General features: G+C 65.0%; 14 protein-coding genes. 5 read left to right on the top strand and 9 right to left on the bottom strand.

The window, feature by feature from the left end:
- Nucleotides 1-13 precede the first annotated feature (13 nt).
- Genes QA635_RS11025 through QA635_RS11005 form a run of 5 tightly spaced genes read right to left on the bottom strand, consistent with a single transcriptional unit; the run spans nt 14 to nt 5,390 of the window.
- Nucleotides 14-1,144 carry an acyl-CoA dehydrogenase family protein gene (locus QA635_RS11025; protein ID WP_283068869.1) on the bottom strand — a complete coding sequence of 377 codons (1,131 nt, stop codon included), beginning with the start codon at nt 1,142-1,144 and terminating at the stop codon, nt 14-16.
- A 20-nt stretch (nt 1,145-1,164) separates the two neighbouring features.
- Nucleotides 1,165-2,346 (bottom strand): acyl-CoA dehydrogenase family protein, encoded by a 1,182-nt coding sequence (locus tag QA635_RS11020; protein ID WP_283068867.1) that lies wholly within the window; start codon nt 2,344-2,346, stop codon nt 1,165-1,167.
- Between the two features lie 12 nt (nt 2,347-2,358).
- Entirely contained in the window at nt 2,359-3,096 is a 738-nt protein-coding gene (locus tag QA635_RS11015) for an SDR family oxidoreductase (protein WP_016845326.1), read from the bottom strand.
- A gap of 51 nt (nt 3,097-3,147) precedes the next feature.
- Entirely contained in the window at nt 3,148-4,692 is a 1,545-nt protein-coding gene (locus QA635_RS11010) for a class I adenylate-forming enzyme family protein (protein ID WP_283068864.1), read from the bottom strand.
- A 59-nt stretch (nt 4,693-4,751) separates the two neighbouring features.
- Nucleotides 4,752-5,390: a 2-hydroxychromene-2-carboxylate isomerase gene (locus tag QA635_RS11005; RefSeq protein WP_283068862.1), complete on the bottom strand. Its 639-nt coding sequence runs from the start codon at nt 5,388-5,390 to the stop codon at nt 4,752-4,754.
- 206 nt (nt 5,391-5,596) lie between these two features.
- On the opposite strand from QA635_RS11005, the gene QA635_RS11000 reads away from it, so the two are divergent.
- Complete coding sequence (locus tag QA635_RS11000) at nt 5,597-6,103, top strand: winged helix-turn-helix transcriptional regulator (RefSeq protein WP_028334861.1); 507 nt, start codon at nt 5,597-5,599, stop codon at nt 6,101-6,103.
- 44 nt (nt 6,104-6,147) lie between these two features.
- On the opposite strand, the gene QA635_RS10995 is transcribed toward QA635_RS11000, so the two are convergent.
- The 3 genes from QA635_RS10995 to QA635_RS10985 all read right to left on the bottom strand — a co-directional run bounded on the left by QA635_RS10995 (nt 6,148) and on the right by QA635_RS10985 (nt 10,561).
- Nucleotides 6,148-7,023, bottom strand: coding sequence for a PhzF family phenazine biosynthesis protein (locus tag QA635_RS10995; RefSeq protein ID WP_283068858.1), 876 nt, complete (start codon nt 7,021-7,023; stop codon nt 6,148-6,150).
- A 27-nt stretch (nt 7,024-7,050) separates the two neighbouring features.
- Entirely contained in the window at nt 7,051-8,094 is a 1,044-nt protein-coding gene (locus QA635_RS10990; RefSeq protein WP_283068856.1) for an alpha/beta fold hydrolase, read from the bottom strand.
- Nucleotides 8,095-8,239: 145 nt separating this feature from the next.
- Nucleotides 8,240-10,561, bottom strand: coding sequence for a molybdopterin guanine dinucleotide-containing S/N-oxide reductase (locus QA635_RS10985; RefSeq protein ID WP_283068854.1), 2,322 nt, complete (start codon nt 10,559-10,561; stop codon nt 8,240-8,242).
- Between the two features lie 418 nt (nt 10,562-10,979).
- Between QA635_RS10985 and QA635_RS10980 the strand changes: the two genes are divergently transcribed.
- The 4 genes from QA635_RS10980 (at nt 10,980) to QA635_RS10965 (ending at nt 13,633) form a co-directional block, all read left to right on the top strand.
- Nucleotides 10,980-11,636, top strand: a complete 657-nt coding sequence (locus QA635_RS10980) for a hypothetical protein (protein ID WP_283068851.1) — start codon at nt 10,980-10,982, stop codon at nt 11,634-11,636.
- Nucleotides 11,633-11,899 carry an HGGxSTG domain-containing protein gene (locus QA635_RS10975; RefSeq protein WP_283068849.1) on the top strand — a complete coding sequence of 89 codons (267 nt, stop codon included), beginning with the start codon at nt 11,633-11,635 and terminating at the stop codon, nt 11,897-11,899. Before QA635_RS10980 ends, QA635_RS10975 begins: the two co-directional genes overlap by 4 nt.
- A 729-nt stretch (nt 11,900-12,628) precedes the next feature.
- Complete coding sequence (locus tag QA635_RS10970; protein ID WP_283068847.1) at nt 12,629-13,054, top strand: HGGxSTG domain-containing protein; 426 nt, start codon at nt 12,629-12,631, stop codon at nt 13,052-13,054.
- A gap of 180 nt (nt 13,055-13,234) precedes the next feature.
- Nucleotides 13,235-13,633, top strand: a complete 399-nt coding sequence (locus QA635_RS10965; protein WP_283068845.1) for a hypothetical protein — start codon at nt 13,235-13,237, stop codon at nt 13,631-13,633.
- On the opposite strand, the gene QA635_RS10960 is transcribed toward QA635_RS10965, so the two are convergent.
- Nucleotides 13,630-14,004 carry a hypothetical protein gene (locus QA635_RS10960; RefSeq protein ID WP_283068843.1) on the bottom strand — a complete coding sequence of 125 codons (375 nt, stop codon included), beginning with the start codon at nt 14,002-14,004 and terminating at the stop codon, nt 13,630-13,632. The two genes, QA635_RS10965 and QA635_RS10960, sit on opposite strands and share 4 nt — an antisense overlap.
- Nucleotides 14,005-14,048 lie beyond the last annotated feature (44 nt).

Genomic DNA, 14,048 nt, shown 5'->3' with positions numbered 1-14,048 from the left:
TTGCCTCTCTGAATCAGGCGACCGCGTCGAGCTGCGCATAACGCAGCACGTGATAGGCGGGATCGCCGAACTGGATGTTGATGGAGGAAATCCGTTTGAAGTAATGGCCGACATTGAGCTCGTCGGCCATGCCCATGCCGCCATGCAGCTGCACCGCTTGGTCGGCGACGAACTTGCCGGCATGGCCGATCTTCGACTTGGCGCCGGAGGCGAGCCGAGACACGCCGGCCTCATCGTCACTGAGACTGAGGCTGAGATGCTGCATCAGCGACAGCGCCTCCTGATGCGCGATGAACATGTCGACCATCCGGTGCTGCAGCACCTGGAAGCTGCCGATCGTGACGCCGAACTGCTTTCGCGTCTTGGAATAGTCCAGCGTCGCCGCATTCAGCTCGCCGATCGCGCCGACCGCCTCGGCGCAGAGCGCGCCGATCGCGCGGTTACGGCAGGCTTCCAGCGCGGCGACGCCCCCGCCTTCGCTGCCCAGCAATTCCGCGCGCACGCCGCGCAGGCTGATCTCGGCCGCCCTGCGGCCATCGATCGTCCTGAAGCTTTGCAGGTCGAGATTGGCGGCGCGGCGATCGACCACGAACAGGCTGACGCCGCCGCGATCGTGACGATGACCCGAGGTGCGTGCGGAGACGATCAGATAATCCGCCCACGGCGCCGCTAGCACCGCCGTCTTCTCTCCGGTGAGGACATAGCCGTCGCCCTCGCGGCGCGCCGTGGTGGTGACGGTGGCGAGATCGAAGCGCGAGCCGTTCTCGGTCCAGGCCAGCGCCCAAAGTTTCGTGCCTGCGATGATGTCGGCAATAAACGCTTGCCTCTGCGCGTCGGAACCTGCCTGCTCGATCAAGCCGCCCGCCACGACGACCGTCTCGACGAATGGCTCGACCACGAGATGGCGGCCGAACTCCTGCATGATGATCATGGTCGACAGCGGCCCGCCGCCGAGCCCTCCGACCGCTTCCGAGAACGGCGCGGCGAGCAGGCCGAGCTCGGCGAATTCAGCCCATTGCTTGCGGCCAAACCCCTCCTCGCTCGCGACGATCTTGCGGCGGGCGTCGAAATCATACTGGTCGCGCAGCAGCCGCTGGACGCTGGACCGCAACAATTCCTGCTCTTCCGTGAACTGGATATCCATCCGATCCTCGTTGCTTGTGGCTAGAGACCAAGCACTGCCTTGGCGATGATGTTGCGCTGGATCTCGTTCGATCCGCCGTAGATCGAGAGCTTGCGCGAGTTGAGGTATTTTTCCGACGCGGTGTGGCCGTAGTCGGGGCCCGGCATGAAGTGATTGGCGCTGACCGGATGCTCGCGGATCGCAAGCCCGTAATTGCCGATCGCCCGATGCGTCAGCTCGGTGATATCCTGGAAGATTTCGGTGCCGCGGATCTTGAACAGCGAGGCCGCCGGTCCCGGGTCGATGCCGCGCGCCATCTGGGCGACGACGCGAAGCTCGGTCGCCTCCAGCGCCAGCACGTCGAGCTCGACGCGGGCGATGTCCCTGATGAACTCCAGATGCGCCGGATCGTCTTCGGGGATCTCGGCCTTCACGATCTTCTTCAGCCGCGCGATGTAGCGCGTCGAGCGGCCGATGCCGGCCATGCTGGTGCGCTCATTGCCGAGCAGGAATTTGGCGTAGGTCCAGCCCTTGTTTTCCTCGCCGATCAGGTTCTCGGCGGGGACGCGGACGTTCTCCAGGAAGACGTCGTTGACCTCGTGCGAGCCGTCGATGGTGATGATCGGCCGCACGGTGACGCCGGGCGACTTCATGTCGATCAAGAGAAACGAGATGCCGGACTGCGGCTTGGCTGTGGGATCGGTACGAACCAGGCAGAATATCCAGTCGGCGTGCTGCGCCAGCGTGGTCCAGGTCTTGTGGCCGTTGACGATGTAATGGTCGCCGTCGCGCACCGCCTTGGTGCGCACGGTGGCGAGGTCGGAGCCGGAGCCCGGCTCCGAATAGCCCTGGCACCACCAGTCCTCGCCGGACAGGATGCGCGGCAAGAATTTCCCTTTCTGCGCGTCGTTGCCGAAGGTGTAGATGACCGGGCCGACCATGGTGACGCTGAATGCCAGCGGCGGCATGGTGCCGGCGCGCGTCGTCTCCTGCTCGAAGATGAAGCGGCGGGTGATCGACCAGCCGGGCCCGCCATATTCCTTGGGCCAGAGCGGCGCGATCCAGCCCTTGTCATGCAGGATGCGATGCCACAGCAGCATCTGCTCCTTGGAGAGATCGGTCTCCGGATTAGCGACGCGCATCTCCGCCGGGTAGTTGTCCTTGATGAAGGCGCGAACCTCATCGCGGAACGCCGCATCTTCAGGGGATAGCGCGAGCTCCATCTGACCGGCTCCCTACCACTTCTCGCCGAAGGGCCGGATTTCCAGCTCGAAGGTCCAGGCGCTCTTCGGCTGCTGATAGAGTTGCCAATAGGCGCCCGCGACCGATGCCGGCGGCATCAAGAGATCGGGATTGTCGAGCGCGTTCGGGCCGAGCGCCTCGATGCGGCGCTGCCGCACCCATTCGGTGTCGACGCCGGAATCGATGATCAGATGCGCGACATGGATGTTCTTCGGCCCCAGCTCGCGGGCCATCGCCTGCGCCACGGCACGCAAGCCAAACTTGGCACTGGCAAACGCGGCATAGCCGCTGCCGCCGCGCAGTGACGCAGTGGCGCCGGTGAAGAAGATGTTGCCCTCGCCGCGCGGCATCATCAGCCGCGCCGCCTCGCGCCCAGCCAGGAAGCCGGAGTAGCAGGCCATCTCCCAGACCTTGCGGAACACCCGCTCGGTGGTCTCGAGGATCGGGAAATTGACGTTGGCCCCGATGTTGAAGATGCAGACCTCAAGCGGCGCATGCTTGTCGGCGTCGTTGAGGAAGGCCGTGATCTCCTCCTCCTTACGCGCATCGAGCGAACGCGCATGGATCTCGCCGCCGGCAGCCTCGATCTCCTTGACCAGCGGCGCCAGCTTGTCGCCATTGCGGCGGCCGGCGAAGATCGTAAAGCCTTCGGAGGCGAACTTCTTGGCGATCTCGCCGCCGATGAAATCGCCGGCACCAATGACGGCCACCGTCCTGTTTCTCTTCTGCATGGTGTACTCCGGTCCTGTTTGAGTGAACTGGCTCGCGGCGACGGCTCAGTCTCAGCCGCGCAGCGATTCCGCCAGCTTGTGCTTCAGCAGCTTGCCCGTCGATGTCGCGGGCAGCGCGTCCATCAGGATAATCTCCGACGGACGCTTGTACGAGGTGAGTTGCGGGGCAATATGGGCCATCAGGTCCTGTACGGTGGCGGACGAGCCCTTGATCAGCTGCACAAAGGCGACCACCTCCTCATTGCCCTCGACCGGCCGACCGACCACGGCGCACTGCACCACGGCGTCGTGCGTGCTCAGCACCGCCTCGATCTCGGCCGGATAGACGTTGAACCCGGAGCGGATGATCATCTCCTTGGTTCGCCCGACGATATAGAGCGCATCGTTCTCGAAGCGGGCCAGATCCCCGGTGTTGAACCAGCCGTCGGGATCGATCGCCTTGGCGGTCAGGTCGGGCGCGCGGTAATAGCCGCGCATCACGTTGGGGCCGCGAACATGCAGCTCGCCGACTTCGCCTGCCGCGACCGGCTTGAGGTCGCGGCCGACCAGCTTGGCCTCGAGGCCGGGCATGACGGTGCCGACCGCATGGTCGGCCCGCGGATTGTCGGGCCGGACGCCGGAGATGCCCGGCGAGCATTCGGTGATGCCGTAGCCGTTGAGCAGCGGCAGCCCGAGTTCCTGCTCGACCCGTGATTTGAGATCGAGGTCGAGCGGCGCGCCGGCCACCGAGATCACCCGCAACCGGCCGCGATCGAGCTTCGGCAGGCCGGCATTGCGCCGGTATTCGAGCAGACGCTGATAGGTCGCGGGCACGCCGTTCAGGATCGTGATGCCCTCTTCAGTCATCGCCTTGACCAGCGCGGCCGGATCGTATTTCGCCACCAGACGCACGGTGGCGCCGATCATCAGGGTCATGGTCAGCAACGAGATGCCGACGATATGCGAGATCGGCAGCACGCAATACTGCACGTCATCGGCCGCCATCTTTCGGAAGCTTGCTGTCGCCCGGGCGCTGAACAACAGATTGCGATGGGTCAGCATCACGCCCTTCGGCGTGCCCGTGGTGCCGGAGGTGTAAATGAGAACCGCGACCTGGTTGGCGCCGTCGGCCTCGACCGGCTCAGCCACGGTTGCCAGGTTCAGGCCGGTAACGGCGATGCCGCGAAGCGGCCCGACATCCTGCACGGCGGCCTCGTAACGCGCGGCATGGGTAGCCGCCTCCTGCGAGACGTCGGCGGTCAGCAGCACGCGCCGGGCGCCGCTGTGATCCCTGATCTGGTCCAGCTCACGCGGCGAGAGCCGCGGATTGACCACGATGGACCAGACATCGAGCCGGCTCGCCGCCAGCAGCAGGCAGGCCAGCGGGATCGAATTCTCGCTCACGATCATCATGCGGTCGCCGGCGCGGATGCCGAGCGCCCGCAGCGCCTCGGCGACGCGACCGACCGTTCGGTCGAGCTCGCGGTAGGTCAGCCGCGTCTTGTCGTCGATCAGCGCCGGATGATCCGGCGTCGCCCCGACGTGGTGATCGATCACCTCGTGGATGCGGTTCGGCAAGCCTTCCACACTTCCTTCAAACTGGGTCGACGCCTGCACTGAAACCTCCCTGTGACAGCCCTTTGGGCATGATTTGTTGTCTTGAGGAATTTTCCCGCTCAGGCGGTCTTGCGTCGCGGCGCAGCCAGCTGCGCGACGATCTCGTCCTCGACCTCGCGCAGCTTGTCCTTGCCGAAGAAGATCTCGTCGCCGACAAAGAAGGTCGGTGAGCCGAACGAGCCGCGCGCCACCGCGTTGCTGGTGTTGTCGATCAGCTTCTTCTTCACCTCGTCCTGCTGGGCGCGGGCGATGATGCGGTCGATATCGAGGCCGGAAGACAGGAACGCTTCGCGGAACACCTGCGGATCGTCCATCTTCTTGGGCTCGGACCACATGTGGTGATAGGCGGCGCGAAAGTACGGCTCGAACAGCCCTTCGAAATCGGCAGCGACGACGCCGCGCATCAGCATCAGCGTGTTGACCGGAAAGAACGGGTTGGTCTTGAACGTCGTGATGCTGTGGCGGTGCAGGAAGCGCTCGGTCTCGAGCGCGTTGTACTCGGGCTTGTTCTTGATGCCGCGCAGCGACTCGCCGGGCGACATGTTGCCGGTCGCCTTGTAGACGCCGCCGAGCAGCACCGGGATGTAGTCGAATTTCACTCCGGTACGCTTCTCGATGTCGGGCAGCGCCAGTTCCGCCAGATAGGCGTTCGGACTTCCAAAATCGAAATGGAATTCGACCTTGAGCGGAGCAGCCATGGAACGCCCTTCCCTTCGATTGCCAGCGGCCGTCAGCCGCCGCGTTGATCGAGCCGGGACCTTAAGTTCTATTTTAGAACTGTCAATATGATATTTGTCATCCAATGACCAAGCTACGGCCGCAAGCGAGGCATCCTATTGAAATAACGTTAGTTCTGTTTTAGAATTTTACTGAGCGATATCGTCGCCGGCCGCAGGAGATGCTGATGAAATGGGATGCCCTCGAGGAGGAGCCGTGCTCGGTGGCCCGCACGGTGGCTGTCATCGGCGACCGCTGGAGCCTCTTGGTCCTGCGCGAATGCTTCCTGCGCATCCGCAGGTTCGATGACTTCCAGGCGTCGCTCGGGATCACGCGGCATCTGCTCGCCGATCGGCTGAAGAAGCTGGTGCGGTTCGGCGTGCTGCGCAAGATTCCGTATCAGGAGGCGCCGAAGCGCTACGAATACATCCTGACGCAGAAGGGGCTCGACCTTTATCCGATCATCATGTCGATCGTGCACTGGGGCAACGTCCACATGGTCGATTCGCGCGGCCGGCCGATGCTGCACGAACACAAGACCTGCAAGAAGATGTTCGATCCCGTCATGGTCTGTTCGGAATGCGGCGAGCCGCTGAGCGCGAAGGCGGTCCACGTGCATCCGGGCCCCGGTGCGCGGAAATCATCACCGGTGCACGCCAAGGCGCAGGAGCGAGCCAAGCGCGCCGCTGATTAAACCCGGATACTGCTCACGAAGCCGGCGCCCCGCGCTGGTGCTGCTCAGTGTGACGGTGCAGCCATCAGCGCGACATTGCCGCCAAGCAGGCAGCCGACGGGGCGGCCGCCGGCGAAGCCGATGCGGACGCGGATCTCGGACAGCCGCCCCATCGCCCTGCCCTGCAAGATTCGGATCTCGTCGTCATCAGGAGCGACCAGGCCATAGTCGAGTAGGCCGAACGCCAGCGCGGCGGCCGCAATGCCGGTCGCGGCATCCTCCCGATAACCTGAGGAGCGCGGGAATTGCCGCGCCTCGAACAGGCGAGCTTTTCGGTCGATCACGGCGAATGGATAGAGCCCGGTCGATCCGATCCGGCCGCAGACCGCCTCGACTTGCTCGGCGGCGGGATCGAGCGCATTCAGCGCTCCGGGGGAGCGCATCGGAACGAGTGTCTTGATCCGCGATGTGACGGCGTTACAGGGCGTTCCCTCACCGATCGCATGCGGTCCAATCGCGAGCGCCCGCAGCACGTCATCGCGTTGCGCCGTGGTGAGCGGAACGGTCTTCCCGGCCGGTTGAGTGATCTCGACACGCGGCTCGCCGTGACGATCACGGCTGATGAAGCCGGTGACCGGACCGCTGCGCGTCGAGATCCGCATCGTGTCGCCCGGCAACTTTCCATGGCGCGCAAGCAGCCAGAGCGCACCGATGGTCGCGTGGCCGCACATTTCCATTTCGTGGTTCGGAACGAAGAAGCGGAACGTGGCGTCGAAATCGTCACTCTGCGCCGGCAACACGAAGCCGGATTCGTGATTATGGCGGCGGGCGACGTCCTGCATCTCGGACGCGCTCATGCCGCTTGCATCCACCACGATCGGACAGGGATTGCCGCCCTGCCCATCCACCGTGAACACGCTGACCAGTTCGGCTGTCGTCATGATGTCGCTCGCCTGTCTCGCCGTCTGCTACTTGACCAGCGACGCACCGGTCTCCGGATGCTGCAGCCAGCCGAGCAGCGCCTCGTGGAAGCGCGCCGGCGCCTGGATCTGCGGCGAATGGCCGAGGTCGGGGAATTCGATCAGCTGCGCATGCGGAATCCGCTTGGCCGCCTCCTTGCCGAGCACCGGATAATTGCCGAGCGTCTTGCGGATCTCCGGCGGCGCAGTGTCCTTGCCGATCGCGGTGGTGTCCTTGTCGCCGACAAAGAGCAGCGTCGGCGGCTTGATCTGCTCGAACTCGTAGAACACCGGCTGGGTCGCGATCATGTCATAGAGTCGCGCCGAGCTCGATGCCACGGCGGCGCGGCCCGGACCGCGATACATGCCGGCCAGCATCTGCACCCACGTCTCGTAGGACGCATCCCAGGTGTCGGCGTAATAGGTGGCGCGCTCATAGGCGCGGATGCTGTCCGCGGTGACGCGCGTCTCGCGCTGCATCCAGCCGTCGAGGCTGAGCCACGGCACGCCCTTGGCCTTCCAGTCTTCGAGGCCAATCGGATCAACCAGCACCAGCTGGTCGGTGGCCTCCGGATACATCAGGGCATAGCGCATCGCCAGCATGCCGCCGGTCGAGTGGCCGACCATGATCGAATGCGCGATCCCGAGCGAGGCGAGCAGCGCGCGGCTGTTGCCGGCGAGCTGCTGGAAGGTGAACTGATAGCGCTCCGGCTTGCTGGATTTGCAGAAGCCGATCTGGTCGATCGCGATGACGCGATAGCCGGCGCCGCTGAGCGCCTTGATGGTGCCGTCCCAGGTCGCGGCACAGAAATTCTTGCCGTGCAGCAGCACCGCGGTCTGGCCGTTCGGCGTCGCCGGCTTGACGTCGAGATAGGCCATGTCGAGCTCCTGCCCCTGCGAGCTGAAGCGATAATGCTCCACCGGATAGGGATAGTCGAAGCCCTGCAATTCCGGTCCATAGGCCGGCTCGGCGGCCGATTGCGCCAATGCATTGGACGATCCGAGCGCAACGGTCGCGGCGACGGCGATGTGAAACAGGGTTTTCAGGGGCATCTCAGCAAATCCAGAACTCAGGGGCGATCTCGTGATGCCGTAGCCGAACGCGTGAGCGCCATCCAGCGCCCAGCGATGATTTGTTCGTGATCTCCGCGCAAACGCTACGCGTTTGTCGCGAGGGAACACCGCCTCGGATCATACTCTACGCCGGATCGAACGCCCGGATCGGCGGCAGATTGCCGTTGAAACGCTCGACCTCGACGCTGGTGAGCTGGCCGGTGCAGCCCTGCGCGAAGGATGACGTGCCGATGTCGCGGGTAAGCACGTTCGGATTGCCGTGCACGCAGAGCGGCGCTTCCTCCTCGGGGTCCATCGGATCGTACCAGGCGCCGGTCGGCAGCTGGACCACGCCGGGCGCGATGCCGTCGGTGACATGCACCGCGGCGAGGCAGGCGCCGCGCGCGTTGAAGATGCGGATGATGTCGCCGTCGGCAATGCCGCGCGGCGTGGCGTCGCGCGGGTTCATGCGCGCGACCTCGCGGCCGCGATGCTTGGCGTCAAGCGAATGGCCGCCGAAGTCGAGCTGGCTGTGCAGGCGCGTCACCGGCTGGTTGGCGACCAGGAAGCACGGCGCGCCCGGCGTCGGCGTGTCTGATTTCTCGAGCCAGACCGGATGGCCCGGACAGTCCGCATCGCCATGGCTAGCGATCTTCCGCGAAAAGATCTCGATGCGCCCGCTCGGCGTCGGCAGCGGGCGCTCCACCGGGTCCTCGCGAAAACGACGCAGCGAGCCGCCGTCGTCGAGATGCTGCGGCACCACCAGGCTGCCGCGTTCCCAGAACTCCTCGAAGCTCGGGGCTTCGAGCCCGCGCGCGGCGAGCACCTTGCGGGTCGGCTCGTAGAGATGCTCCAGCCATTGCCGCGACGTGCGTCCCTCGGTGAAGGGCTCGCGGGCCCCTAACCGCTCGGCGAGATCGGCGAAGATCTCGTAGTCGTCGCGCGCGAGGCCGAACGGCTCGGCGATCCGGTGCATCGCGACCATCAAGGGATCGTTGCTGGAATAGCCGATGTCCTCGCGCTCCAGCGTCATGGTCGAGGGCAGCACGATGTCGGCGTGGCGTGCTGTGGCGGTCCATGCCAGCTCATGCACCACCAGCGTGTCGAGCCGCGCAAACGCCTTGCGCAGGCGGTTGAGGTCCTGGTGATGGTGGAACGGATTGCCGCCGGCCCAATAGACGAGGCGGATGTCCGGATAGGTCCGCGTCTCGCCATTGTAGCGATAGCTGGTGCCGGGATTGAGCAGCATGTCGGCGATGCGCGCCACCGGAATGAAGTCGGCGACGCCGTTGCGGCCCTGCCCGAGCGTCGGTCCGGGCACCGCGTTGACGCGGCGGCCGTAATAGCCGATCGCGCCGAGCGAATAGGCGTAGCCGCCGCCGGGCAGGCCGATCTGGCCGAGCGCCGCCGCCAGCACCATGCCCATCCACACCGGCTGCTCGCCATGCTCGGCGCGCTGCAGCGAATGCGACACGGTGATCAGCGCGCGACGGCCGGCGAGCCGGCGCGCGAGCGCTTTGATGGTGCCGGCATCGATGCCGCAGATCGCCGCGGCCCATTCGGCGCGCTTGGGCACACCGTCGCTCTCGCCGGTCAGATAGCGCAAGAACACCGGCCAGCCCTCGGTGTAGCGATCGAGGAAGGCCTGATCGTGCAGGCCCTCACTGACGAGCGTATGGACGATGCCGAGCATCAGCGCGGTGTCGGTGCCGGGTGTGGCCGTGATCCATTCCGCGCCGGCCTCGACGGGGAAATCGTCGCGCAGCGGGCTGACCAGGACGAACTGGCAGCCGCGCCGCTGCGCGGCTTCCATCGCGCCGCGCTCGACATGCTTGCTGATCGAGCCGCCGGCCACCATCGAGTTCTTCAGCGCCATGCCGCCGAACGCCAGCACGATGTCGGTCTCGGCTGCGATCTGCTCCCAGGTGACGTTGCGCTTGGTGATGTCCTCGTAGCCGGTCAGGATCTGCGGCAGCAGCACCGAGGACGCGCCCGAGGAATAGGTGTTCACCGAGCGGACATAGCCGCCCATGGCGATGTTGAGGAAGCGGTGCACCTGGCTCTGCGCGTGGTGGAAGCGGCCCGCGCTGGACCAGCCGTAGGAGCCGCCGAACACCGCGCCGGGGCCGATGGTGTCGCGGATCCGCGTCAGCTCGCCGCCGAGCAGATCGAGCGCCTGCTCCCAGCTGACCGAGACGAACTCGTCGCGGCCGCGGCGATCGTCCGGACCGGGCCCGCGCTCGAGCCAGCCGCGGCGGATCGCGGGCTGCGCGATGCGCGCCTGATGGCGCAGCGCGCCGGGGAAGTTGTTGATAATGCGGTTCGGATCGGGATCGGCGGCATAGGGCCTGACTTCGAGACCCGCCTTGCCGAGCCGCGCCGAGAACACGCCCCAATGCGAGGTGTGCGGCTTGAATCCGTCGGACAGATCGAGGCCGGGATCGGGGTGGCCAATGGTCTCGCTCATCGATGCTCCTTCATCCCAGGCCGGCGCACGCCACGCCTGTCGCAACATTCCCCGCCAGTATAATGATCCAATCGGCGCACGGTACCCGCTAACACGGATCGCACCGTGCCTTGCCGGCATGACTGCGGGCGACGGCGGCGGAACTCCCCGCCGGGGCCGCGCCGCCAAAATATCGAAAACAACCCCATGCAAAGGAGCCGGCGGCCGCCGGCGCCCGACAAGGCCACTTGACGTGTCGGGCAAATCAGGGATACATTTCCAATATTCCGAAATCGTGTAACCGCCCCCCTCGCCCGCAACAGCGGGCGCGCGGATGGCGCTTGCCGCCCAAGACCCTCCCCACAATTGACATCGCACCGGCTGCCGCAGCGAGCGATCGTCTGCGCGCTTGCCGCGCGCATTCCAAGGAATACCCGACATGGATACTGCACCCAACATCGCCGTGCCGACGATGGCCGCCGCAACCGCCCACGCTGCCGCAGCCCCGCGGATCAAATTCTCCCCGCACGGCTTCTGCATCGACCATCCTGATCCGGAGCTCGGCGCACAGCTGATGGCGAACGCGCTGGGGGTCGCCGACCGCGACGCGATGGACGGCATCCTGCGGCAATTGGTCAAGGCCAGCGTGAGCGGCGGCAAACCCTGCGAGGTCAACCTCGCCTTCATGATCTCGATGGTGAGAAGCATCGGTCCGCGGGATTCCGTCGAGGCCATGCTGGTGGCGCAGATGGTGTCGGTTCATGTGATGGCGATGCGCTGTGCCCATCACCTCGCGCATGCCAAGGACCTCGCCCAGCACGACAGCGCCGCGCGCGCATTGGGCCGGCTCGCCCGCACCTTTCCCGCCCAGATCGACGCGCTGAACCGCCACCGCAGCCATGGCGAGCCCGCCATCACCGTGCAGAACGTCAAGGTCGAGGACGGCGGCAACGCGATCGTCGGCAACGTCACGCAGCATGCGAGCGTGATCGTGTCCGACAACAACCCGGCATCCGCGGCGCGGAATGCGCCGAAGGCTGCGGGCGCGAGGCGACGGCGGAATTCCGCCGATGCCGGGCGGGACGCTCAGGCATGAGCGGCCAGATCCAAACGACCGGCCCGATGCTGGCCAGCCGGCGTTGCGGCGCCAGGACCCGCGGCGGCGGTTCTTGCCGCGCGCCGGCGGTGCGCGGCAAGACGCGCTGCCGCATGCACGGCGGCGCAAAGGGATCCGGCGCGCCACGGGCGAACCGGAACGCGCGCAAGCACGGCCGGTTCACGGGGGATGCGATCGCCGAGCGAAGGCAGATCCGCTCGTTGTTGAGGGAGGTGCGGAAGATGCTGGAGGGGATGAAGTGACCGCGTTTAATGGCCGCGCGCAAAAACGGGATTTGGGAACGTCGATCCTCGAGGCGTGTTGCGCCAGCTCGATAGGAAAGAAAACGTTGAAATGAGAATTGCGAAGATCGCACTGGCAACGGCATTCATCTTCGGGTCGATCGCAGCAGCTAGATCACGACCGAACTGATGGTCGTTCGCCCGCGCTCCGCAACGGCCAATGGCCGCCGGGCGTGAAAATCCCGGTGGCCCATTCCCGCTAATGGATCATGAGGGCTGCGGCGATGCCGAACGCCGTGAGCGTTGCAACGGCCAAACTCATCAGGGTTATCGCTACTGGCCTCGGCATGACGATTAAATCCGCTGACGCAGTAAAAGCTTGCCGGTTGCCGGACATTGCCGCGTTCCGCGAAGACGACGCACTCCGTAGCGGCCCGGCGGGCAAAGATCCGGATTCCCGGCGGTCAGTGCACGAAGGCCAGGATCAGCGCAATCGTGACCAGCGCGTAAGTGCTGGTGACGGCGATGCCCAAATACAGACGCTCCACTGCGGCCTCCTGACCTCAAGGCGCCGCCCCCGCGCCATCAACTTAGCGCCCGCTCCGGCGCCGGACAGCTGGAATTCCGGATCATGGTAAATCTACGGGACCGTCCATCCGGGCTAGTCCCTGTAAGCCGCCGGCGCCAACCCTGTGGGCTCTGAGGAAGTAACCCTCTCTTTCCAATTGCCGGCCTGTCGGGCTTGTCACCGTGCAGAACGAGAAGGTGGAGGGCGGCGGCAACGCCTTTGTCGGCAACGTCATACGGCATGCGCGCGTGATCGTCTCCGACCACCCGCGGCGCGGGCACTTAGGTCCGCAGGCGCCAGGCGACGGCATGATGCCGCTGATACCGGGCGGGACGCACAGGCGTGAGCGATCACATCAGAACGACCGGACCGATGCCGGCGAGCCGTGCTGCGGCGCCAGAACCCGCTCGGGCGTCGCGTGCCGCGCGCCGGCGGTGTACGGCAAGACGCGTTGCCGCATGCTCGGCGGCCCAAAGCGATCCAGCCCGCCAAGGGCAAACCAGAACGCGCGCAAGCGCGGCCTGTTCAGCAGGGATGCGATCGCTGAGCGAAGGCGGATATGCGCGTTGTTACGGGAAGCGTGGAGGCTATTGGAGGGGACGAAGTGATTTGCCTCTGCCCACCAATCATCACCGTCGGGGTCGATCGGGCGCTGCCAGCCTCCAAGAACGCGGTTGATCTGAGATCGGTAGCGGGGACGTGGCGGCTCAAAATGTTCTCATCCTTGGCTTGACGAATTGCCATCTTCTGCCACGTTGGCGCCATCCCCCAAATCGCCGGAGTCGGATATGCCTACGAAGTCGATTGCTGAAATGAGTCTTCAAGAGTGGTTGGAGCGGAACGGAAGGTTCGCGATTATCGGCGGTGACCAGATCGGCCGCGCCGTAGACACTACTCAGGAGTTCGAAGGCAGCCTGGCGGGCGCGGTCGCGCATTACCTCTACATCGCATCAAAAGACGTGCCGGACGAAGATGCGGGGCTCTTCCGTGCCGCCGCACTGCGGCTGATCGGCAAGCCCGTGGACAGCGCGGTGTTGGCCGCCGCTGGGAAGAGGAAGTCCAACGATGATCCTCTTTACGAACATGAGCACCGACCGGAAACCGATCTCATGGATTTGTGGTTTTACCACCACCGAGTGGAAATTGAAGCTGCCGAACGCGCATGGGACGCGAAGCACAAGCGCTAATACCCAAGATTTGTCGGCGGGTGCTTCTCCGCGTGCGCCAAGACTTCGGGCGTTGGTTTGACAACCGAACACTGCCCCTTGGGAGCTCGGCAGTTCTTGCCACTCTTGATGTAAAAGGCAGGACCGCTATAGCCCGACAGAGGCGCATCCTTCATGTAAATTCGACCACTTTTTGAGCCGACAACCGTAGTGACGATAAACCAGAGTTTCCCGGCATAGGTCTCGCGGATCGCAGCTACGTCGCCCTCCTTCGCGTTCTGGTAATAGTTCGCGATCTCTTCTTGAGCCTGTACCGCACTTGGATCATCGCGTCGCCGCTGCGCATCGATGAACAACGACAAGCTCACTCGGGGTTTGACCTTATCGATCATGATAGTCTTTCAAGTGTTGTAGCAGTCCGCCCTAAGCGTAAGCA

It is taken from the genome of Bradyrhizobium brasilense, assembly GCF_029714345.1.
GTDB lineage: Bacteria > Pseudomonadota > Alphaproteobacteria > Rhizobiales > Xanthobacteraceae > Bradyrhizobium > Bradyrhizobium australafricanum.
Note: the sequence above shows the minus strand (reverse complement) of the source record. Positions and strands in the feature narration are given on the sequence as shown.

Bases quoted from the DNA above. Each gene is read 5' to 3' on its own strand.
- QA635_RS11025 (WP_283068869.1), bottom strand. From the start codon at position 1,144: ATGGATATCCAGTTCACGGAAGAGCAGGAATTGTTGCGGTCCAGCGTC.
- QA635_RS11020 (WP_283068867.1), bottom strand. From the start codon at position 2,346: ATGGAGCTCGCGCTATCCCCTGAAGATGCGGCGTTCCGCGATGAGGTT.
- QA635_RS11015 (WP_016845326.1), bottom strand. From the start codon at position 3,096: ATGCAGAAGAGAAACAGGACGGTGGCCGTCATTGGTGCCGGCGATTTC.
- QA635_RS11005 (WP_283068862.1), bottom strand. From the start codon at position 5,390: ATGGCTGCTCCGCTCAAGGTCGAATTCCATTTCGATTTTGGAAGTCCG.
- QA635_RS11000 (WP_028334861.1), top strand. From the start codon at position 5,597: ATGAAATGGGATGCCCTCGAGGAGGAGCCGTGCTCGGTGGCCCGCACG.
- QA635_RS10995 (WP_283068858.1), bottom strand. From the start codon at position 7,023: ATGACGACAGCCGAACTGGTCAGCGTGTTCACGGTGGATGGGCAGGGC.
- QA635_RS10990 (WP_283068856.1), bottom strand. From the start codon at position 8,094: ATGCCCCTGAAAACCCTGTTTCACATCGCCGTCGCCGCGACCGTTGCG.
- QA635_RS10985 (WP_283068854.1), bottom strand. From the start codon at position 10,561: ATGAGCGAGACCATTGGCCACCCCGATCCCGGCCTCGATCTGTCCGAC.
- QA635_RS10980 (WP_283068851.1), top strand. From the start codon at position 10,980: ATGGATACTGCACCCAACATCGCCGTGCCGACGATGGCCGCCGCAACC.
- QA635_RS10975 (WP_283068849.1), top strand. From the start codon at position 11,633: ATGAGCGGCCAGATCCAAACGACCGGCCCGATGCTGGCCAGCCGGCGT.
- QA635_RS10965 (WP_283068845.1), top strand. From the start codon at position 13,235: ATGCCTACGAAGTCGATTGCTGAAATGAGTCTTCAAGAGTGGTTGGAG.
- QA635_RS10960 (WP_283068843.1), bottom strand. From the start codon at position 14,004: ATGATCGATAAGGTCAAACCCCGAGTGAGCTTGTCGTTGTTCATCGAT.